Source organism: Mycobacterium ahvazicum (assembly GCF_900176255.2).
Classification (GTDB): Bacteria; Actinomycetota; Actinomycetes; order Mycobacteriales; family Mycobacteriaceae; genus Mycobacterium; species Mycobacterium ahvazicum.
Genome location: NZ_FXEG02000003.1, coordinates 1,386,003 through 1,406,888 on the forward strand (window position 1 = coordinate 1,386,003; position 20,886 = coordinate 1,406,888).

General features: G+C 66.5%; 21 protein-coding genes and 1 tRNA gene. 10 read left to right on the forward strand and 12 right to left on the reverse strand.

Annotation, left to right across the window (positions count from 1 at the left end):
- Positions 1–282 precede the first annotated feature (282 nt).
- Positions 283–1,020 (forward strand): LmeA family phospholipid-binding protein, encoded by a 738-nt coding sequence (locus MAAFP003_RS19090; protein WP_096289391.1) that lies wholly within the window; start codon positions 283–285, stop codon positions 1,018–1,020.
- 41 nt (positions 1,021–1,061) lie between these two features.
- Here MAAFP003_RS19090 and MAAFP003_RS19095 read toward each other — a convergent pair whose 3' ends face one another.
- Positions 1,062–1,331, reverse strand: coding sequence for a YdeI/OmpD-associated family protein (locus tag MAAFP003_RS19095; RefSeq protein ID WP_096289393.1), 270 nt, complete (start codon positions 1,329–1,331; stop codon positions 1,062–1,064).
- Positions 1,332–1,350: 19 nt separating this feature from the next.
- Positions 1,351–1,593 carry a hypothetical protein gene (locus MAAFP003_RS19100; protein ID WP_096289395.1) on the reverse strand — a complete coding sequence of 81 codons (243 nt, stop codon included), beginning with the start codon at positions 1,591–1,593 and terminating at the stop codon, positions 1,351–1,353.
- 141 nt (positions 1,594–1,734) lie between these two features.
- Here MAAFP003_RS19100 and MAAFP003_RS19105 point away from each other — a divergent pair, with 141 nt between their 5' ends.
- Complete coding sequence (locus MAAFP003_RS19105; RefSeq protein ID WP_096289397.1) at positions 1,735–2,505, forward strand: enoyl-CoA hydratase; 771 nt, start codon at positions 1,735–1,737, stop codon at positions 2,503–2,505.
- 3 nt (positions 2,506–2,508) lie between these two features.
- Here MAAFP003_RS19105 and MAAFP003_RS19110 read toward each other — a convergent pair whose 3' ends face one another.
- Together MAAFP003_RS19110 and MAAFP003_RS19115 are read right to left on the reverse strand one after the other, a co-directional pair.
- The gene (locus MAAFP003_RS19110; RefSeq protein ID WP_096289399.1) at positions 2,509–3,408 is read right to left on the reverse strand and encodes a bile acid:sodium symporter family protein; all 900 of its coding nucleotides are present in this window, start codon (positions 3,406–3,408) and stop codon (positions 2,509–2,511) included.
- 187 nt (positions 3,409–3,595) lie between these two features.
- Positions 3,596–3,931 (reverse strand): hypothetical protein, encoded by a 336-nt coding sequence (locus MAAFP003_RS19115; RefSeq protein WP_133160874.1) that lies wholly within the window; start codon positions 3,929–3,931, stop codon positions 3,596–3,598.
- Between the two features lie 446 nt (positions 3,932–4,377).
- On the opposite strand from MAAFP003_RS19115, the gene MAAFP003_RS19120 reads away from it, so the two are divergent.
- Positions 4,378–4,662, forward strand: a complete 285-nt coding sequence (locus MAAFP003_RS19120; RefSeq protein ID WP_096289403.1) for an Mtp family mycobacterial-type pilin — start codon at positions 4,378–4,380, stop codon at positions 4,660–4,662.
- A 7-nt stretch (positions 4,663–4,669) separates the two neighbouring features.
- Here the strand turns inward: MAAFP003_RS19120 and MAAFP003_RS19125 are convergent, their stop codons facing one another.
- The 5 genes from MAAFP003_RS19125 to MAAFP003_RS19145 are packed head-to-tail and all read right to left on the reverse strand — an operon-like array spanning position 4,670 to position 10,738.
- Complete coding sequence (locus MAAFP003_RS19125) at positions 4,670–5,485, reverse strand: HpcH/HpaI aldolase/citrate lyase family protein (protein WP_096289404.1); 816 nt, start codon at positions 5,483–5,485, stop codon at positions 4,670–4,672.
- On the reverse strand, positions 5,482–5,991 hold the full coding sequence (locus tag MAAFP003_RS19130; RefSeq protein WP_423790912.1) for a MaoC family dehydratase: 510 nt from the start codon (positions 5,989–5,991) through the stop codon (positions 5,482–5,484). Before MAAFP003_RS19130 ends, MAAFP003_RS19125 begins: the two co-directional genes overlap by 4 nt.
- Positions 5,988–7,154, reverse strand: coding sequence for an acyl-CoA dehydrogenase family protein (locus MAAFP003_RS19135; RefSeq protein ID WP_096289405.1), 1,167 nt, complete (start codon positions 7,152–7,154; stop codon positions 5,988–5,990). Before MAAFP003_RS19135 ends, MAAFP003_RS19130 begins: the two co-directional genes overlap by 4 nt.
- A gap of 6 nt (positions 7,155–7,160) precedes the next feature.
- Positions 7,161–9,146 (reverse strand): acetyl/propionyl/methylcrotonyl-CoA carboxylase subunit alpha, encoded by a 1,986-nt coding sequence (locus MAAFP003_RS19140; RefSeq protein ID WP_096289406.1) that lies wholly within the window; start codon positions 9,144–9,146, stop codon positions 7,161–7,163.
- Between the two features lie 5 nt (positions 9,147–9,151).
- Complete coding sequence (locus tag MAAFP003_RS19145) at positions 9,152–10,738, reverse strand: carboxyl transferase domain-containing protein (RefSeq protein ID WP_423790913.1); 1,587 nt, start codon at positions 10,736–10,738, stop codon at positions 9,152–9,154.
- 98 nt (positions 10,739–10,836) lie between these two features.
- Between MAAFP003_RS19145 and MAAFP003_RS29235 the strand changes: the two genes are divergently transcribed.
- The 3 genes from MAAFP003_RS29235 to MAAFP003_RS19155 all read left to right on the forward strand — a co-directional run bounded on the left by MAAFP003_RS29235 (position 10,837) and on the right by MAAFP003_RS19155 (position 12,570).
- Positions 10,837–10,992, forward strand: coding sequence for a hypothetical protein (locus tag MAAFP003_RS29235; protein WP_165796438.1), 156 nt, complete (start codon positions 10,837–10,839; stop codon positions 10,990–10,992).
- Positions 10,993–11,060: 68 nt separating this feature from the next.
- Entirely contained in the window at positions 11,061–11,705 is a 645-nt protein-coding gene (locus tag MAAFP003_RS19150) for an SACE_7040 family transcriptional regulator (protein ID WP_096289408.1), read from the forward strand.
- Between the two features lie 67 nt (positions 11,706–11,772).
- Complete coding sequence (locus MAAFP003_RS19155) at positions 11,773–12,570, forward strand: MmpS family transport accessory protein (RefSeq protein ID WP_096289409.1); 798 nt, start codon at positions 11,773–11,775, stop codon at positions 12,568–12,570.
- On the opposite strand, the gene MAAFP003_RS19160 is transcribed toward MAAFP003_RS19155, so the two are convergent.
- On the reverse strand, positions 12,567–13,916 hold the full coding sequence (locus MAAFP003_RS19160) for an MFS transporter (protein WP_096289410.1): 1,350 nt from the start codon (positions 13,914–13,916) through the stop codon (positions 12,567–12,569). The genes MAAFP003_RS19155 and MAAFP003_RS19160 overlap by 4 nt on opposite strands.
- A gap of 100 nt (positions 13,917–14,016) precedes the next feature.
- Between MAAFP003_RS19160 and cmrA the strand changes: the two genes are divergently transcribed.
- A complete protein-coding gene (cmrA, locus tag MAAFP003_RS19165; RefSeq protein WP_096289411.1) occupies positions 14,017–14,823 on the forward strand; it encodes a mycolate reductase in 807 nt (268 codons plus the stop codon).
- Positions 14,824–15,011: 188 nt separating this feature from the next.
- On the opposite strand, the gene MAAFP003_RS19170 is transcribed toward cmrA, so the two are convergent.
- A complete protein-coding gene (locus MAAFP003_RS19170) occupies positions 15,012–16,568 on the reverse strand; it encodes a helicase HerA-like domain-containing protein (protein WP_096289412.1) in 1,557 nt (518 codons plus the stop codon).
- A gap of 95 nt (positions 16,569–16,663) precedes the next feature.
- On the opposite strand from MAAFP003_RS19170, the gene orn reads away from it, so the two are divergent.
- From orn to MAAFP003_RS19185, 3 genes are all read left to right on the forward strand, one after another.
- Entirely contained in the window at positions 16,664–17,311 is a 648-nt protein-coding gene (gene orn, locus MAAFP003_RS19175) for an oligoribonuclease (protein WP_096289413.1), read from the forward strand.
- A gap of 34 nt (positions 17,312–17,345) precedes the next feature.
- Positions 17,346–17,421, forward strand: a tRNA-His gene (locus MAAFP003_RS19180).
- Positions 17,422–17,897: 476 nt separating this feature from the next.
- A complete protein-coding gene (locus MAAFP003_RS19185) occupies positions 17,898–19,559 on the forward strand; it encodes a cyclic nucleotide-binding domain-containing protein (protein WP_096289414.1) in 1,662 nt (553 codons plus the stop codon).
- Between the two features lie 5 nt (positions 19,560–19,564).
- On the opposite strand, the gene MAAFP003_RS19190 is transcribed toward MAAFP003_RS19185, so the two are convergent.
- A complete protein-coding gene (locus tag MAAFP003_RS19190) occupies positions 19,565–20,761 on the reverse strand; it encodes a L,D-transpeptidase (protein ID WP_165796439.1) in 1,197 nt (398 codons plus the stop codon).
- Between the last annotated feature and the right edge of the window lie 125 nt (positions 20,762–20,886).

Consider the following 20,886-nt stretch of genomic DNA (forward strand, 5'->3'; position numbering starts at 1 on the left):
CGGCGCCCCAGCGGCCTCAGGTTCCCGGCCCGCCGTCGGAATCAGAAACTCGCCGCATCCCCCTGCGCGACGTTCCGCAAGATCCACCCACCGTGCACGCCGCGCGGCCGCTGCCACCAACTCAGGGTCAGCCCCCACGGGGTGGGCCACCGCGGCCACCGGGCCCGCCGCCGCAGGGGCGGCCGCCCTCAGCCCGCTCCGCCACCCCAGCAGGAAGCTGCCACCACCAGACTGCCCACATTCACGCCGCCAGAAGACGCACCGCCGGCCAAGAGGCGGGGGTTGCCGCGCAGGCGGAAGTGGTCTCTTGCCGCGATCCTCGGCGTGGTGGCCGCCGTCGTGGCCGCCGCCCTGATCGGCGGCGAGTTGTATGCCCGGCACGAGGCCAGCAGCAGGGTGGCAAACGCGGTGCAATGCGAGGTCCAAGACAGCGCAGCTGTCTCCTTCGCCACCGCGCCGCCGGTGCTCTGGCAATACCTCACCAAGCACTACCCCGACATCGCCGTCCAGACCGCGGGTAACCAGGTCCGCAGCGTCAAGGGCATGAAGGTGAGCATCGACATCCGCAATATCCGGCTGAACCAGGCGAACAACTCCGCGGGCACGATCGAGTCCTTGAAGGGCACCATCACCTGGTCCACAGATGGCATCAAGCAGTCGATCCAGGACGCCATCCCGACGATTGGCAGCCTTGTCACGGGCGAGGTGACCACCAACCCCGGTGATGGCACCGTCTCGCTGAAAGGCCTGCTGGACAGTGCCACGGTCAAACCGCAGATCGTGAACAACGGGTTATCGCTACAGGTGGTCAGCCTGACCGCACTGGGCTCCACGATGTCGACCGATAGCGTGCAGAAGAGCCTGGACGAGCTCACTTCGAAAGCCAACAACTACCCGTTGGGCATACACGCCGACAACGTCAAGGTGACCGATAGCGGTGTCGAGGCGAGTTTCTCGACGAACAACGCCACTATTCCGGCCGGTGGCGGCAGCCAGGACAGCTGTTTCGCCAACTTCTGACCGCAATAGGCAAAGCCGTTGGCGGACAGCCAGTTTCAAGATTATGGTCGGCCGGTGCGTTCGCGGTGCTTGCAGCCCGGCCAGCAGCAGGGTCGGCGCTGGCCTTCTTCCAGCTCCTCCTGGGTACGGCGAATGCGGCGCTCCCGGGTCGCCTGTTGCTTGGCGTCCTCGACCCAGCAGATGAACTCGTTGCGCGCCAGGGGCGTGATGTCGCGCCACGCCGCTAGTGCGGTCGAGTTCGCGGTCAATGCCTCGCGCAGATCCGCGGGCAGCTTGTGCACCACCCCACCGGGCACCTGGTTGCCGCTCACCCGGCCAGATTAGCGACGATCACGACCCCGGGGTGTACTGCCACACCAGTCCGTGATTCCCGTTCGCCATCCGCTCGCACTGCATCATGTGTCCGTCCGCGTCGCGCATCGTCGCGTACCGCAGGGAACACTGCTGATCGTGCAGCGGCGGGTTGGCGTGTGCGACACCGAGACCGAGCGCGAGTAAACCCAGCACTATCGCCGCGAAGACCGCCCAGCGGATCGCCTGGGATTTGGTGCTGATGATCGTCGTAGTGCTCATGGATACCCCCTCGTCGTGGTGCCGCTCACTGGTGTTTCCAGGATCGGCAGCCAGGCTTGCGGGATCCTCTACGAATTCTTGAAGCGGCGGCCCCAAGTACCCTTTAGCTCGCCGATGACGTCGCCGACCGGAGGTGCCCCGATGGCCCAGTCCGATTCCGTCCTGTTCAGCGTGGCCAATCGCGTCGCACTGATCACCGTCAACGACCCCGACCGGCGCAACGCGCTGACCGGCGAGAGCTCAGCCCAGCTGCGCGCCGCGGTCGAGCGGGCCGAAGCCGATCCGGAGGTGCACGCGATCGTGGTCACCGGGGCGGGCAAGGCGTTTTGCGCCGGCGCGGACCTGGGTGCCCTGGGCGCCGCGGGCGCCGGAGCCGCGGAATCGGGACTGCAGCAGCTGTATGACGGCTTCATGGCCCTGAGCAGTTGCACGCTGCCGACCATCGCCGCGGTGAACGGCCCCGCGGTCGGTGCGGGCCTGAACCTGGCCCTGGCCGCCGACGTGCGCATCGCCGGGCCCGGCGCCCTGTTCGATCCCCGATTCCAGAAGCTGGGGTTGCACCCCGGCGGCGGTGCGACCTGGATGCTGCAGCGGGCGGTGGGCCCGCAAGTCGCCCGCGCGGCCCTGCTGTTCGGCATGCGCTTCGACGCCGAATCCGCCGTGCGGCGCGGGTTGGCGCTCAGCGTCGCCGACGATCCCGTCGCTGCGGCATTGAAGCTTGCCGCCGGGCCCGCGTCCGCTCCGCGCCAGGTGGTGCTGGCGACCAAGGCCAGCATGCGTGCCACTGCTAGTCCGGGATCGCTGGACAACGACGACCACGAATTCGCGATGCGCACCGAACTGGGGCCGCAGGTGTCGTCGATCCAGTCGCCGGAGTTCGCCGACCGGCTCGCCGCTGCCCAGCGTAGGTAAGTCTTAAGCCGCGGGTTCGCTCGCGAGGGTCTCGGGCTGCGCCTTCACGCGAAACGCGGGGTCCAGCAGGCGTACCGCCCCGATGAACGTCAGGGCCATCAGCGGCGAGAGAGCGCCGTAAATCGCCACCGGCGTTGCCATTTCGACGCTGTTGAGCAGTTGCGGGCTGAGCGCCACGCCGAGGGCCACCACGGTGTTGTGCAGACCGATCTCCAGGCTGATCGCAATGGCCTGCGGCGGACCCAGGCGCATCAACCGCGGCACCAGATAGCCGACGGTGAGGCTGACCGCGCAGAAGGACACGACCGCCGCGCTCACCACACCGAAGTTGTGCAACAGCGTCGTCTCGCCTTGGGCGATCGCCCCGCCGATCGCGACGATCAGCAGCAGTACCGCGACGACCTTGACAGGCGTTTTCAATCGACGCGCCAGCTCGGGGAAGCGGTGGCGTATCGCAATACCGATCGCGGTGGGGATGAGCACCAGCGCGAACACCGTGACGAACTTGTCCAGCTGTAGCGGGATGAAGCGTCCCTCGCCGAGAAACCAGGTCATCGATGCGGCCAGGATGGCCGGAAGGGCCACGATCGACAGCGCGGCGTTGATCGCGGCCAGGGTCAGGTTGAGCGCCAGGTCCCCGTTGAACAGGTGACTGACGATATTCGCCATCGTCCCGCCGGGCGTGGCGGCCATCAGCATCAGGCCGACCGCCAGATGTGGCTCCAGATGGAAGGCTTCGGCGATCAGCAGGCACAGACTCGGCAGCAGCAGGGACTGGCAGATCAGCGCCACCGCCAGCGGTCGCCGCATCGTGGCGGCCCGCTTGAAGTCGTCCACGGTCAGGGTCAGCCCGAGGGCGAGCATGACCACCGCGATGACCAACGGAAAGTACTGGTTGCCCATAACACTCCACGGTGTCGTTGCGCGGGAGCCGTCGGTTTGAACGGCGCAATTAGTTAGCTTGCCTTAGACAGCAGCTATCCGCGCGGCAGGCAACCCCCTGATCGCGGGCGTCCCCCGGGTGCATCGTGCGGTGATAGCTCAGATCCCCTGAAACCCAAGGGTTTCAGGGGATCTGAGCGTCGAAATGTCAGGAAGCCGACTTGATCGCGATCTGGTCGACCTGCGTGTACCCGGGCGGGTTGCCGCAGGCTCCCGTCACGTAGGTGTGTGCGGCCGTGCCGGTCAGCGTGTTGGGATCCCACACTGTGTGAGTGGTCGTGCCGTAGAGGGTGTAACCACCGCCCACGCAATTGACGTTGCTCATCGTGTCCATGACCCATTGACCATCGACCAACGTTGCCTGGCTGGCCCCGAGCCCGGCCTTGATCCAGAGGCATCCATTTCCGCAAGAGTTGATCGTCCAGCTGTTGTCTATGCTGTGGCCGCCTGGCGTCGTCACGGTCTCGGTGTAGCTGCCACTCATGGTCGGTGTGTCAGCCCACGCTGTGCCGGCTGAACCGACAGCGAAACCGGCGCAAATAGCGATTGCGGCGAAGCCCCGCGCGATGGTCATCATTCGTTCCTTCCGTGGACCTAAACTTAATGCAGCAAGCAACTGACATGTGCTGGATCAAAGATTACGACAGATTTGCCGGCTCGGCGTTCGCGAATGTTTCTGCTCTTTTGCAATCTCGTTAAGACACCGAAGGTGCCGCATTAGCGAGTTCCCTACGGCCAAAGATCTTGACAACAGCGGAAACAACGCCGTTACACGGGCGACACATGTTGAGGCCCCCGCATTCCGTCAGCGCCCTATTTGACCATGTAGCCCGCGTCGACGGGGAGTGAGATGCCGGTGATCCGGTGACGATGTAGCAACGGCCGTTGAGTTTGGGATCGGTAGCGCACCGCGTGTTGTGAACTATCCCCATGATCGCCACTCGGAACCGGATCGTCGCGGCGGCATTGCTGAGCAGCGGTGTCGCGGCGGCCGGATTCGGCTTGGCCGCGGGAACTGCTCAGGCACAGCCGAGTCCCGCGCCGCAGGTGTATTGGTGCCCCAACCAACCGTGGAATCCGGCGTGGGGCGAGAACAAGTATTGGAACCAGTGCTGGGACACCGAGCATCCGCCGACGTACCCGCCGCCACCGCCGTCCAAGCAGCCGAATTTCAATTGCGGCCTGTTCTGGTGCCCGGTACCGCCGCACCCGTGAGTGCCGGCTAGGCGGAATCTCCGGCTCGCCGGACCAGGGCCGCCGCGTGCTTGAGCACCGGCGAATCGACCATCTGCCCTTCGAAAGCGAACACCCCGCGCTCGCCGCGCGCCGCCGCCAAGACCCGGCGCGCCCAGTCCAGCTTCTCTTCAGTGGGCCGAAAGGCCTTGCGCACCACCGGAATCTGCGTCGGGTGAATGCACACGGTTCCGGCGAAGCCCAGCGCCACCGCGTCTTGTGCCTCGGCGCGTAAGCCGTCGAGGTCGCCGATGTCCAGGTGCACCGCGTCGAGCACGGCCAGCCCGAACGCCGACGCCGTCAGCAACGCCGTCGACCGCACGTGACGGGCGACATCGCGGTAGGTGCCGTCGGCCGTGCGACTGGAGCTGCCGCCCAGCGCAGCGACCAGATCCTCGGCACCCCACATCAGCGCCACCGTGCCCGGCGCCGCGGCGATCTCTCTGGCGAACACCGCACCACGTGGGGTTTCCAGCAGCGCGATCACCTCGAGTGGCGCCAGCGCGGTCACCTGTTCCGCCGATTCGGTCTTGGACAGCATCACCGTCGTATACGGCGTCGGCTTCAGGGCCTCGAGATCGCGAGAGTGTTCGTCGGTGTCGGCGGCGTTGATCCGCACCACGGTGCGCTCGGGGTCCAGCGGGGTGTCCTGCAACGCCTTGCGGGCGGCCGGCTTGTCGGCCTGCGCCACGCCGTCCTCGAGGTCGAGGATCACCACGTCGGCCGCCGCGGCAGCCTTGGCGAAACGCTCCGGACGGTCGGCCGGGCAGAACAGCCACCCGGGGCCGGCTGCGTGTAAATTCATCGAGGCTCCTCGTCGGCTGGTCGCTTTTGCACCAGGGTCTTGCGGACAGCGCGAGCGACCACGTCGCCGTCTTGATTACGTCCGGTGTGTTCGAGGCTCACGATGCCCTCGCCCGGGCGGCTCTTCGATTCACGCTTGTCGGTGCACACGGTTTCGGCGTACAAGGTGTCGCCGTGGAAGAGCGGTTTAGGGAACGACACCTCCGAGAAGCCGAGGTTGGCCACGATGGTGCCCAGCGTCAGCTGAGTGACCGACAGGCCCACCAGTGTCGACAGGGTGAACATCGAGTTCACCAGCCGCTCACCGCGAAAGCCGGGTTGCTCGGCGGCCCATGCCGCGTCGAGGTGCAGCGGCTGGGTGTTCATGGTCAGCGTGGTGAACAGCACATTGTCCGCCTCGGTGACGGTACGTCCGGGGCGGTGCAGGTAGGTGGTGCCGATCTCGAATTCCTCAAACCACAAGCCGCGCTGGACAACCGACTTGCCCACTCGGTCCGGCAAGCTCACGACAGCCCCAGCGATCGCGCGATGAGCATGAGTTGCACCTCGGTGGTGCCCTCACCGATCTCGAGGATCTTGCTGTCGCGGTAGTGACGCGCCACGGGATATTCGTTCATGAAGCCGTATCCGCCGTGAATCTGGGTTGCGTCGCGCGCGTTGTCCATTGCGGCCTCCGAGGCGATCATCTTGGCGATCGCCGCCTCCTTTTTGAATGGCTTGCCCGCCAACATCTTTGCAGCCGCATCGTAATAGGCCGTGCGGGCGACGTGGGCACGCGCCTCCATCCGGGCGATTTTGAAGCTGATCGCCTGATAGGAGCCGATCGGCTGGCCGAACGACTGTCGCTCCTTGGAGTACTTGACGCTCTCGTCGACACAGCCCTGCGCCGCACCGGTGGCCAGTGCGGCGATCGCGATTCGGCCTTCGTCGAGGATCGACAGGAAGCCGGCGTACCCCCGGCCGCGGGCGCCCAGCAGATTCTCTTCCGGAACGCGGGCGTCTTCGAAAGTCAGCGGATGGGTGTCTGAGGCGTTCCAGCCGACCTTGCTGTAGAACGGTTCGACGGTGAATCCCGGTGTGCCGTTGGGCACGATGATCGTCGAGATCTCCTTCTTGTCGTCGGCAAGCGTGCCGGTGACTGCGGTGACGGTGACCAGCGAGGTGATGTCGGTACCCGAATTCGTGATGAACTGCTTGGAGCCGTTGATCACCCACTCGCCGTCGTCGAGTTTGGCTGTGGTGCGAGTACCCCCCGCGTCCGAACCCGCGCCGGGCTCGGTCAGCCCGAAACCGGCCAGCGCGCGGCCGGCCACCAGGTCGGGTAGCCACTTTTGCTTCTGGTCGTCAGTGCCGAATCGAAAGATGGGCATGGCCCCAAGGCCCACCCCGGCCTCCAGCGTGATCGCCACCGATTGGTCGACCTTGCCGAGTTCCTCGAGTGCGAGCGAGAGCGCGAAGTAGTCGCCGCCCATCCCGCCGTACTCTTCGGGAAACGGCAGCCCGAACAGGCCCATCTCCCCCATCTTGGCGACGACCTCGTACGGAAAGCTGTGCTCCTCATCGTGTTTGGCCGACACGGGAGCAACCACGGTCCGCCCGAAGTCGGCGACGGTGGCGCGAAGGTCTTCGTATTCCTTGGGTAAGGTCCCCGCGGTAATCGTTGTCGTCATGATCTTTCAATCCTTTTTCTCTTCGGAGTCTGGGACCAGGCGGGCCAGCACCTGGTCAACCGTCACCTGATCGCCGACCGACACCAGCAGCTCGACGCGTCCCGAAACCGGTGCGGCCAACGAGTGTTCCATCTTCATCGCCTCGACGACCACCACCACGTCGCCTTCGGACACCGCGGCGCCGGAGTCGACCTGCACGGCGATCACACTGCCGGGCATGGGGCTGAGCACCTCCGCCTGCCGGGTGTCGGACGCGCGGTGAATCTTGGTTTCCTGCGCCTCGCGCAGATGCCAGGTGCCGCGCTCGTCGGCGATCCACAGATGCCGGTCGGCCTCGGCCCACCGGTACTCGCGGCGCAGCCCGTCCAGCGTCGCACTCATGCTGCGGCGCTCGACTTCCACACTGGCCGAATGGGTTTCGCCGTCACCGACCTGTACCGTGGCGGCACTCGGCAGACCGGACACCGAGACCGTCTCGGTACGCAGCGCCGTGTGCATCGCGGTGCGCACGGGGGCGGCCTCGGCGCCGACACGCCAACCCGAGGGCTGCGCCCACACATTGTCCCGCGCGCGTTGGGCCAGTACCCACTGGCGGTAGAGACCACCGGCCGCGAGCACGTCGTCGGGCGCCGGCAGCGGCGCGAAGTCCGGCAGCCGTTCCTCGAGCAGTGCGGTGTCCAGGTCGCCGGCTTGCACTCGGTCGTCGGCCAGCAGGAAGCGCAGGAATTCGATATTGGTCTGCACGCCCAGAATCGTCGTCCGCGCCAGCGCCCGGTCGAGTTCGGCCAGCGCCTTGGCGCGATCGTTGCCGTGGGCGATCACTTTGCTCAGCATCGGGTCGTAGTCGCTGCCGACCACCGTGCCGGGTAGCAGCGAAGAATCCACTCGCACAGCGGGTCCCGACGGCTCGAAGACGTCGAGCACCCGCCCGCCGGTGGGCAGGAAGCCGCGGCCGGGATCCTCGGCGTACACCCGCGCCTCGATCGCGTGTCCGTTCAGCTCGATGTCCTCCTGGCCGAAGGTGAGCTTTTCGCCGGCGCCCACCCGCAGCTGCCACTCGACCAGATCGAGCCCGGTGATCGCCTCGGTGACCGGGTGTTCGACCTGCAGCCGGGTGTTCATCTCCATGAAGAAGAACTCGTCGGGTTGCTCGGCAGAGACGATGAACTCAACCGTGCCGGCTCCGATGTAGTCGACGCTGCGGGCGGTGTTGCAGGCCGCGGTCCCGATCCGCGCGCGGGTCTGCGAATCCAGCAACGGCGAGGGCGCCTCTTCGATGACCTTCTGATGACGCCGCTGCAGGCTGCATTCCCGTTCGCCGAGATGCACCACGTTGCCATGGCCGTCGGCGAGAACCTGCACCTCGATATGCCTGGGCCGCAACACGAATCGCTCCAGGAAGAGCGTGTCGTCGCCGAACGACGACGCGGCCTCCCGGCGCGCGCCGACCAGCGCCTCGGGCAGCCGGGCCGGGTCTTCCACCAGCCGCATGCCCTTACCTCCGCCACCGGCCGACGGCTTGATCAACACCGGATAGCCGATCTCGGCAGCCGCGGCGACCAGCTCGTCGTCGGTCAGTCCCGATTTCGCCACCCCGGGCACCACCGGAACGTCGAAAGCGGCGACCGCGTTCTTGGCGGTGATCTTGTCGCCCATCACCTCGATCGCACGGGCCGGCGGCCCCAGGAACACCACCTCGGCGCGCTCGCACGCGGCAGCGAAATGAGCGTTCTCGGAAAGGAATCCATAACCCGGGTGGATCGCCCGAGCGCCGGTGCGGGCCGCGGCATCGAGCACCTTGCCGATGTCGAGGTAGCTTTCGCGCGCCGGCGCCGGCCCCAGCCGCACCGCCGCATCGGCTTCTTGCACGTGCCGCGCCTGCGCATCGGGATCGCTGTAGACGGCCACCGACCGGATGCCGAGCCGACGCAAGGTCCGGATCACCCGCACCGCGATCTCGCCGCGGTTGGCCACTAAGACGGTGTCGAACACTGCACTCACATCCGGAAGACGCCGTAGGAGACCGGTTCCAGTGGCGCCTGCGCGCACACCGAAAGGGCAAGCCCGACATACATTCTCGTATGTGCCGGGTCGATGATGCCATCGTCCCACAACCGGGCCGTCGAGTAGTACGGGTTGCCCTGATCCTCGTACTGGGCGCGGATCGGCGCCTTGAACGTTTCTTCGTCGTCTGGCGTCCACGGCTTACCTGACGCGCTGAGCTGTTCGCCGCGCACCGTGGCCAGCACGGAGGCCGCCTGCTCGCCACCCATCACCGAGATCCGGGCGTTGGGCCACATCCAGAGAAAACGGGGCGAATACGCCCGCCCGCACATCGAATAGTTGCCCGCGCCATAGGATCCGCCGATCACGACGGTCAGCTTGGGCACCCGGGCACACGCCACCGCGGTGACCATCTTGGCGCCGTGCTTTGCGATGCCGCCGGCCTCGTAGTCGCGGCCCACCATGAAGCCGGCGATGTTCTGCAGGAACAGCAACGGAATCTTGCGCTTGTCGCACAGCTCGATGAAATGCGCTCCCTTGAGCGCGGATTCGCTGAACAACACCCCATTGTTGGCGATGATCCCGACCGGGTGGCCGTGGATTCGCGCGAATCCGGTCACCAGCGTCTTGCCGTATTTCGCCTTGAATTCGCTGAATTCGCTGCCGTCGACCAGCCGCAGGATCACCTCGTGCACGTCGTAAGGCACCCGCGGATCCGGCGGGACGACGTCGTAGAGCTCGGTCTGCGCGCCTTGGGGCTCGACCGTGGGCAACACCTCCCACGGGCTGGGCTGGCGTGGGCCGAATGTGGCCGCGATCGCACGCACGATGCGCAGCGCATGCTCGTCGTCGTCGGCGAGATGGTCGGTGACTCCGGAGACCCGCGAATGCAGGTCGCCGCCGCCGAGGTCTTCGGCCGAAACGATTTCTCCGGTAGCGGCTTTCACCAATGGCGGGCCGCCGAGGAAGATGGTGCCCTGCTCGCGGACGATGACCGCCTCGTCGCTCATCGCCGGCACATAGGCGCCGCCCGCCGTGCACGAACCGAGCACCGCGGCGACCTGCGGAATTTCCTTCGCGCTCATCGTCGCCTGGTTGTAGAAGATGCGCCCGAAATGCTCGCGGTCGGGGAACACCTCGTCTTGACGGGGCAAAAAGGCGCCGCCGGAGTCGACCAGGTAGATGCACGGCAGTCGATTCTGCAACGCGACTTCCTGAGCGCGCAGGTGCTTCTTGACGGTGATCGGGTAGTAGGTGCCGCCCTTGACGGTCGCGTCGTTGGCGACGATGACACACTCGCGCTCCGACACCCGCCCGATGCCGGTGATGATCCCGGCCCCGGGGGATTCGTCGTCGTACATCCCGTTGGCGGCCAACGGGGTCAGCTCGAGAAAGGGGCTACCGGGATCGAGTAGCCGGTCCACTCGTTCGCGCGGCAGCAACTTGCCACGACTGACGTGACGTTCCCGCGCACGCTCATTGCCGCCCAACGCCGCGGCCGCCAGTTTGGTGTTCAACTCATCGACCAGCCGACGGTGCTCGTCGGCGAACGAAGGTGCGGTCGTAACCGACACAGTCACGACAGGCCTCCTCGCCGTCACGCGACTTTCAGTTAATGATCATTAACTCGGCGCCGAGAATACCACCGGGTGTGCTACCCCGTCCAGGGACAGCCACCTTGACGCTGCAACATAAATCGCGCGCAGATCCGATGGAAAGCGAACGGCTCTACTGGGACCGGGCCGCGGTGCTGCGCCAGCTCGGCCTGATCGACCAGAGGCTGCCGGTGGCTGACGTCACCGAGGTGTCGGGGTACCTGCGAACACTGAGTTAATCACCAATAACTCGTGCTACGTTAGCGACGATTAACCGAAACTTCCGGATGTACGCGGGAGGTCCGTCATGACAGCGTCCACCCCGGACACCCCGCCCGGTCAATGCGAAGCGCCAAATCGACGCAGCCAGTTGAAATCCGACCGGCGGCTGCAACTCCTGGCCGCTGCCGAGCGACTCTTTGCCGAGCGCGGATTTCTCGCGGTGCGTCTGGAAGACATCGGCGCCGCCACCGGGGTCAGCGGCCCGGCGATTTACCGCCACTTCCCCAACAAGGAGTCGATGCTGGTCGAGTTGCTGGTCGGCATCAGCGCCCGACTGCTCGCCGGGGCACGCGAAGTGACCGCCCGCAGCACCGACGCGGCCCGCGCGCTGGAAGGGCTGATCGATTTTCACCTCGACTTCGCATTCGGCGAGCCCGACCTGATCCGCATCCAGGATCGCGACCTGGCACACCTGCCCGCGGCCGCGCAGCGCCAGGTGCGCAAGGCGCAGCGGCAGTATGTAGAGGTATGGGTCGGCGTGCTGCGCGAGCTGGACCCCGCGCTGGCCGAAGCCGATGCGCGGCTGGCGGCGCACGCGGTGTTCGGCTTGCTGAACTCGACGCCGCACAGCATCAAAACGGCGGAGAAGCCGGCCCGCGGAACGCGGTCGCGCGCCGTCATGCGGGCCATGACGATCGCCGCGCTGGCGGCCGGGGGCCACGTCGGCTGATTGGCGTCATCGAGAGATTCCACGCCCAGCCGCTCGGCTTAGGTACCCTGCAATCTGTGAGGTGGACATGAACGATCCACGTCGACCCGACCGGTTTGGTCCCCCTCAGGCGGGATCCGAACCGACCGGGCCGATTGGCCCGCGAAACGCGCCGCTCGCTGACCCGGCCTACGCCGACCAAGCGCCGTACGCGCCTGCCTACGGCGGGTATGCGCCGCAGTGGGCGCCGAGCGTGAACGAGACCAACACGACCCGACGCCTGCCGGCGTACTGGCAGCAGGACCAGGACCAGCCGCCGGGCGGGATGCCTCCCGGGGGCGACCCGCCCCCGCCGCCGGAAGGCCCGCGATCTCCGCGCTGGTTGTTGATCGGCGCCGGCGCCGCGGTGTTGTTGGTGGTCGCGCTGTTGATCGCGCTGGTCCTGACCAATGGCGCGCTGAAGACCCAGACCGCCGTGCCACCGTTGCCCGCCATGCCCACGTCGAGTGCGCAAAGCCCGACGCCTCGCACGTCGACCCGGGCTTCGCCGCCGCTGCAGACGCTGCTGCCGGTGCCGCCGCCCAGCGGCTCGGCCGGACCGGCGCCCACTCCGGGTGCGATGCAAAACGTGGTCTACACCGTCAGCGGCGAGGGCCGGGCCATCAGCATCACCTACTGGGACACCGGCGACGTCATCCAGACCGAGTTCAACGTCTCGCTGCCGTGGACCAAGCAGGTCAGTCTGTCGCAGTCGGCCGCGCATCCGGCCAGCGTCACGATCATCAACATCGGCCATAACGTCACCTGCTCGGTAACCGTGGACGGCGTTCAGGTGCGCCAGCGCCTCGGGGCCGGCATCACCGTCTGCGACGCCGCCGGACGCTAGGTCTGTTCGACCGGTTCGGCCACCGCGGTGTGGCGCGGCGGAACCCGGACCGCGATCATCGCGATCAGTCCGGCGATCAGCACCAGCGATATCCCGCCCAGCCCGGCGCGCACCGCGCCGAAGACGTCGACAAACACCGAGAACAGCCAGGGCGCCACGAACGCGACGGCCCGGCCCGTCATCGTGTACAGGCCGAACGCGACGCCTTCCCTGCCGTTGTGCGCCATCTGCAGCAACAGCGCACGCGCTGAGGACTGCGACGGCCCGATGAACAGGCACAGCGTCAGGCCGCACACCCAGAAGGCCACCGGACCGGAGAGCACCATCATGGTGAGCGCCGAGGCGACGATCGCGACCAGCGACGCGACGATGACCGGCTTGGACCCGATCCGGTGATCGACAAATCCCCCCGCGACGGCGCCGACGGCGGCGACGACGCTGGCCGCCACCCCGAAGATCAGCACGTTGGCCTGCGAGATGCCGTACACGTTGACCCCCAGCACGGCACCGAAGGCAAAAATCGCCGCAAGCCCGTCACGGAAGAGCGCGCTGGCGCCCAGAAAGTAGACCAGATTGCGGTCCCGGCGCCATTCCGCGGAGATCTCGGTCCACAGCTTGCGGTAGCCGCCCAGCATGGTCGTCGGCTGGTACACCTCCCCGCTGTCGGGCAGCCGGTGCGCGACCAGGAGCAACGGCAGCCCCAGCAGCGCCAGCCAGGCCGCGGCGGCCAGCATGGCCTCCCGGACGTAGAGCCCGTCGGCCACGGGCACCCGGAGCAGCCCCCGCACGGCATTGGGCCCGGAGCCGGAGCCGGCGATGAAGCCGGTGTAGATCAGCAATAGCAGCAGCACGCTGCCGAGGTAGCCCGACGCCCAGCCCAGACCGGAGATGCGGCCCGCCGTCCGCGGGGTCGAGAGCTGCCGCAACATCGCGTTGTACGGGACGCTGGCCAGGTCACCGCAGGCCGCCGTCGCGCCCAGCAGCACCAGCCCGGCCCACAGATAGGCGGGCCGGTCGTGGATCAGGAACATCGAGCAGGTCAGCGTCACCGCCAGGCCGGTCAACACGCTCAGTGCCACGCGCCGGCGATGCGGCGACTCCACCCACACACCGACCAGTGGCGCCAGCAGCGCGACCGTCACCCCTGCGAGTGCCCCCGCGCGGCCCAGCCAGCTCTCCGGTGTGGTCCTGCCGGGCAGCCCCTCGCCCACGCTGCTGGTCAGGTAGACGGAGAAGACGAATGTCGCCACGATCGCGTTCAGACCCGTTGACCCGCAGTCCCACAGCGCCCACGCCACCACCCGAGATCGCGCGACCTCGCCCACCCCCGGTTCCGGCTGCCCCATGCCCGGCACTCTATTTGTTAAGCCGAGAAGCCGCCGCGCACGGTTGCGGCCCGGTTGCAGCCGCTGTCGCACGGATGTGGCCGCTGTCTACGATTGGCCCATGCCAGTACCCGCTCCCAGCCCCGATGCGCGCGCCGTCGTCACCGGAGCTTCGCAAAACATCGGCGAAGCGCTGGCCACGGAATTGGCCGCGCGCGGGCACCACCTGATCGTCACCGCGCGACGCGAGGACAAACTCAACGACCTTGCCGCTCGGCTAGCCGAGAAGTACGGCGTCACCGTGGAAGTGCGGCCCGCCGACCTCGCCGACCCGGCGGAGCGCGCCAAACTGTGCGACGAACTGGCGACGCGCAACATCTCCATCCTGTGTGCCAACGCGGGCACCGGAACCTTCGGTCCGCTCTCCGGCCTCGACCCGGCAGGTGAAAAGGCTCAGGTGCAACTGAATGCCGTAGCGGTGCATGACCTCACGTTGGCGGTACTGCCGGGGATGGTCGAGCGCGGCGCGGGCGGCATCTTGATTTCCGGTTCAGCGGCGGGCAATTCGCCGATTCCTTACAACGCGACCTATGCCGCCTCGAAGGCCTTCGTCAACACCTTCAGCGAGTCGTTGCGCGGCGAACTGCGCCGCTCGGGTGTGCACGTCACGCTGCTGGCGCCGGGCCCGGTGCGCACCGATCTGCCTCAGGATGCCGAGCGGTCACTGGTCGAACGGCTGGTGCCCGACTTCCTGTGGATCTCGACCGAGCACACCGCCCAGCTCTCGCTGGATGCGTTGGAGCGCAACAAGATGCGCGTCGTTCCGGGCCTGACCTCCAAGGCGATGTCGGTCGGCAGCGGATATGCCCCCCGCGCGATCGTCGCTCCGATCGCCGGCGCGTTCTACAAGAAGCTCGGCGGCAGCTGAGCCTAACCGTTCGCGAGCCTAACCTGGCTGCGAAAATCCGCTGACTAATTCGCAGTGGCGTTAGGCTCGCGGCCAGACCGGCGGGAGTCTGAGCGGGCGGGGCGGGTAACTCGAATCCACGAGCGTAAGCCCACTGCGACAATCCGGGCGTAATTTCGCAGCCTGCTTACGCTCGCGTGCGCTGACGGCTATCTGCGGCGCCGGCCGGTGCCGAAGAGGTTCTTCACTACTTCGCGTATCGCGGTGTTGATGCCGCTTTTCACGGTCGGATTCTGCAGCACTTCCTCCCACCGGGCCGGCCCCTTAGGCTCCGCCGGCGCGGGCATCGGCGGGATGTCGTAGGGGTCCGGATACGACACCGGCGGGACTTGCGGAGGAGAAGCCTCCGTTGACGACGACGGAACCGATTGGCGCACTTGTGGTTCCGGCGGCTGCTGAACCGTCTGGCCGTACTTTGCTTGCAGCGGGCTGTCTTTCGCGGCCTTGGCGATCTCATCGGCGTCGATGGCGCCCATCAGCGACCGCGGAACCCGCATGCGCGTCCAGGCGACCGGCGTCGGAGCGCCCTTCTCGGACAGCACCGTGACGACGGCTTCACCGATACCCAGCGACGTCAACGCCGACTCCAGGTCGTAGACATCGGTTTTGGGATAGGTGCGAACGGTCTTGGACAGTGCCTTCTGGTCATCGGGGGTGAACGCACGCAGGGCGTGCTGAATTCGCGCGCCCAGCTGGGACAGCACGTCGTTGGGTAGATCGGTGGGCAACTGGGTGCAGAAGAAGACCCCGACGCCCTTGGAGCGGATCAGCTTGACGGTCTGCTCGACCTGGTCGAGAAACGCTTTCGACGCGTCGGTGAACAACAGATGCGCCTCGTCGAAAAAGAACACCAGCTTGGGCTTGTCAATGTCACCGACCTCGGGCAGTTCCTTGAACAGGTCGGCGAGTAACCACATCAAGAAGGTGGAGAAGATCACCGGGCGCAATGACTGACCGCTGAACTCGAGCAGCGAGATGGTGCCGTGGTTCTGGTTGTCGACGCGCAGCAGGTCGTGCGGATCGAGCTTCGGCTCGCCGAAGAAGGTGTCGCCACCCTCGCCTTCGAGGTTGACCAGGGAGCGCAGAATGACGCCGGCCGTCGTGGACGACACCCCGCCCAGAGATTTCAGGTCGGCCTTGCCCTCGTCGCTGGTCAGGTGACTGATCGCGTTGCGAAGTTGATCCAGGGTGATCAGCGGGCGGTTGTTCTCTTTTGCCCAGTGGAAAATCAGGCCGAGGGTCGACTCCTGAGTAGCGTTGAGCCCCAACACTTTTGACAACAACACCGGGCCGAAACTGGCGACGGTCGCGCGGATCGGCACGCCGAGCCCCTCGGTGCCCAACGACAAGAACTCCACCGGGAAGCCGGTCGCCACCCAATTGTCGCCGGTGTCTTTGGCGCGCGCCGCGGTCTTGTCGTTGGCCTCCCCCGGCCGCGACAGTCCCGACAGGTCGCCCTTCACGTCGGCCATCAACACCGGAACCCCGGCCGCGCTGAGCTGTTCGGCGATCAGCTGCAGCGTCTTGGTCTTACCGGTCCCGGTCGCCCCCGCCACCAGACCATGGCGGTTGACGGTGGCCAACGGGATGCGGATCTGCGCGCTCGGGTCCGCGGTGCCGTCGATGACGACGGTGCCCAACTCCAATGCCTGGCCTTCGACGGCGTAGCCGCCGGCGATCCGGCCGGCCGCCGATTCTGTGGTCATCGCGCCGCGCCCCTCTCGGGAGAAAAATGCAACGCCCAACACTACTTGCCAGGGGGCAACGGGGGCAGGGCTCACGTGGGAATACGCTGGGCGCTGTGCGCGACGAATTGGTGTGGATCGACTGCGAGATGACCGGGCTGGACGTGGGCGCGGACAAGTTGATAGAAATCGCGGCCCTGGTCACCGACGCCGATCTCAACATTCTCGGTGACGGGATCGACGTGGTGATCCACGCCGATGACGCCGCCCTCTCGTCGATGATCGACGTGGTCACCGACATGCACACCCGATCGGGGCTGATCAACGAGGTGCGGGCCTCGACCGTCGACCTGGCCACGGCCGAGGCGATGGTGCTCGAATACGTCGGCAAGCACGTCAAGACGGCCAAGACGGCGCCGCTGGCGGGCAATTCGATCGCCACCGATCGTTCCTTCATCGCTCGCGATATGCCGGCCCTGGACTCGTTTCTGCATTACCGGATGATCGACGTCAGCTCGATCAAGGAACTGTGCCGCCGCTGGTACCCCCGCGTGTACTACGGCCAGCCGGCCAAGGGGCTGGCCCACCGGGCGCTGGCCGACATCCGCGAGTCGATCCGCGAGCTGCAGTTCTACCGCCGCACCGCCTTCGTACCCCTTCCCGGGCCTTCTACCAGCGAAATCGCCGCGGTGGCCGCCGAGCTGCAGGGCACCGACGGCGCGGAACCGACAATTGATTCGGCCGTCGAGCCACCGAACCGCTAGTATCGACAGTCGCCGCTTCTCGCAAGCGGTCGTGGTGGGTGTAGTTCAGCTGGTAGAGCGTCAGGTTGTGATCCTGAATGTCGCGGGTTCGAGTCCCGTCACTCACCCCACAGGGTCAGAGGGCATTTCCGCCCTCTGACCTTTTTGCTTCTTCAGGCCGATCGCAAGCTCGGCGGCAGCGAAACCGCCACTCGTCGGGCGCCCATTCCGATGCCGGCTCACGACCTATTGCATTGTGGCGCAATGACCTTGCGATGCGGGCCAGTCTTGTTGGCTGCCGGCGGCAAATCCCTACATCGGCCGGGGCCGGCATTTGCCAGCGCCCGCCTTTCCCGGCCTTTTGTGGCGTACTATCAGCCCATTGCATAGGTTCGGAGTGGTCATGTCTGGTCTGAAGTACAAGGTCGTCCTCGCCCTGGTCCTCGCGTTCACGGCCCCGGCAGTATCGGGGTGCACGGCCACCCTCGTGTGCGACCCGCTCTTCACCTGCGCTTAGCGCTTTGGTTGTAATCCATTGCGTCGCAACTAATTAACACCGCGCCGCGAATCTCGAGCGGACGGGTCGGCCGAAAGATATGCTGACCGAATGGCCGAGGCTCCGGCACAAGCAAGTCGGTGGGCTGCGTTTCGCAATGCCCTTTCCAATGCCAATATCGCCAGAGCGGAATCATCGATCGCCGCCGGCGTCGTCGCCCATGTGGCCTGGGTATCGACGATGTTGGTGGTCACCTTCGACCTGCTGGGCCCGGTGGGGCCCGGCTGGTTTTTGATCGTTCGCCAGATCACCGGGGCGATCAGCGCTCCGGTGTATGCCGCCCTGGCGGGCCGGTTCCGGCGCGAGCGCGTCCTGGCCGGCTCGATCGTCGCCCGCGGAGTCGCAGTGGCGCTTGTGATTCCGCTGTTGGGATATCACACCGTGAGCGCACTGCTGTTTCTGGTGATCGCGCTGGAGGGGTTCACCCAGTCGGCCCCGAAGGCGCTGTACGACGCCCTGCTGCCGTGGTTGGCCGACTCACCGGCCCAGCTGGTCGCCGCAAATGCCGTTTCCGCGCTGCTCGAGACCTCCGGGGTGCTGGTGGGCGCGGGTGTGGCCGCGATCGCCTTGGGATCCTCCGGTCCTGCCGCCGCGCTGGTGACCATCGTGGTTTTCTGCGCGCTGGGAGCGTGGCCGCTTTTCACTATTCGCGGAGTCGACACCCGGGTGCGCAACGAGGGTTCCCGAATCGTCCACGAACTCGCCGGTGGCGTCGCCGTGCTGCGCAGTTCAACGAACGCCAGGGTCGTGGTCGCCGTCATGGCCGTCACCGCATCGCTGACCGGTACCGCGCAAAGCGTCGTCGCCAGCATCGCGAGTGACCTGTTGCATATCGGCGCGTCGGGGACCCCGGTGCTGATCGGGGCGGTCGGTATCGGCGGACTGGTCGGTGGTATCGCAAGTCTCTCGCTCGGCCGTCATTCGATGTCGCTGCCGATGGTCTTCGGGTTTCTGGCGTGCGTGGCGGTCTTGTTGGCCCTCGCGGTGACTTCGGCGGAGGCTCTGGCGATCCCCCTGCTGAGCGCCTTCGGCATCGGGATCGCCTACCAGATCGTGTGCGGGCGCACCCTGCTACAGCGCAGCGCGACCGGCCGGTCGCTGGACCTGCTCGCCGGAATCAACGCGGTGATCGCCGTCTCGGTCGTCGGCGTGGCCGGGTTGTGCGCGGCAGAGGTGAACGCCGCGATCGGAGTGCGCGCAACGCTGCGTGTCGCAGCGGGTTTGGCGCTGCTGGGTGCGACCTACGGCCTGTTGCGCGTGCTGCGGGTGGAACGGCGCGCGCCGGCGCAGCGCGAGGAATTGGACGCCATCAGGAGCGTGGCGGCTTTTCGGCCGTTGTCGGTCGCGGCCGCCGACCAGCTTGCGTCGTCGTTGATCGCCACCCATACCGCCGACGGCGATGTCGTTGTCCGGCAGGGTGAGTCCGCCGACGACATGTTCCTGATCGGTTCCGGCGTCTTCGAAGCCGTTGTCGACGATCAGCCGGTGCGAACGCTGCGCGATGGTGACCACTTCGGCGAGATCGCCCTGCTGTTCGACGTGCCGCGCACCGCCACGGTGCGATGCCTGCAGGCGGGCACGCTGTGGCGGCTGCGCCGGCAGGATTTCCTGCGCGCCATCACCGGAAATTCGACCACCCAGGACGCGATCAAAGCGATCGTCGACCAACGGCTCGAGCACGCCGGCAACCTCGGCCTCAAACCCACGGACTAGCCGCGTCAGGTGTTGGCGTTGCCGGCTTTCCACTGCGGCCAGGGGATGTTCCAGTCGCCCAGGCCCTCGGTACCGGGCAGCGTCGGCCCGACCGTGTTGACGACCTCGACGATGTCCCCGCTCTTGCTGTGGTCGTAGAACCACTCGGCGTTACTCGGGCTGACGTTCAGGCAGCCGTGGCTGGTGTTGGTGTGGCCCTGCGCACCGACCGACCACGGCGCGGAGTGGACGAAGACGCCGCTGTAGGACATCTGCGTGGCCCAGTCGACTTCGGTGCGATATCCGTTGGGCGAGTTGACCGGAACGCCGTAGGTCGACGAGTCCATGATGATGTGCTTGTAGCGGCCGCCGATGATGTAGAAGCCGTTGGCGGTCGGGGTGCTGTCCTTGCCCATCGACGTCGGCATCGTTTTGACGACCTCACCGTTGACTCGGACGGTCACCATCTTGGTGTTGTCGTCGGCGGTCGAGATGACCTCGTCGCCGATCGTGAAGTGGGTCTTGACGTTGTCCTCGCCGAACATCCCGTCGCCCAGATCGACGCCGTAGGTGTTGACCGCGACGTCGACCGCGGTTCCCGACTTCCAGAAATGCTCTGGGCGCCAACGCACTTCGCGATTGTTCAGCCAGTAGAACGCGCCCTCGACGGGCGGGTTGGTGGTGATTTTGATCGCCTTCTGCGCGGCGGCGCGGTCGGCGATGTTCTCGTCGAACCGAATCGCCACCGGCTCACCGATGCCGACGACCTCGCCATCGCCCGGCGCGACGTACGGCATCGTCAGGTGTGCGGGCGAACTGGTCGAAAAGCTCATCTGGCGACTCGCCGCGCCGCCGAGCCCGGTCGCCTTGACGTTGAGCGTGTAGTGCCGGTTGTAGCCGAGCTGCTCGGTGGTGGACCAGCGCAGTCCATCCGGACTGAGTTGACCATTGATCGCCCGGCCGTTGTCGTTGACCATCGTGACCGACGCCAGCACACCGTCGGCAACGTTGACCGTGACCGGCGCGTCGACGGTGACGCCGACGGCGCCGTCCGACACCGAGGAGGTCAGCTTGGGGACCAGCAGGTCGGCAAACGGCGTGCCCTTGTCGAAGATGATCTTCGGCGGCGCGGCGGCGTGGTTGCCGCTACAGGCGACGCCGACCACGGCAAACATGACCATGGCGATAACCAGCCATGGTCGGTGTCTGCGCAAAGCCGTCATCAAGTGACCTTCCACATTCCTCGGTTATGTTCTGGTCACCGCTGACCGGAGAATACTTGCGAATATTCTAATGGGTTACGCCCCGTGCTCAGGGCAACTCAGCTGGTTTGTCCCGACCAGCGATC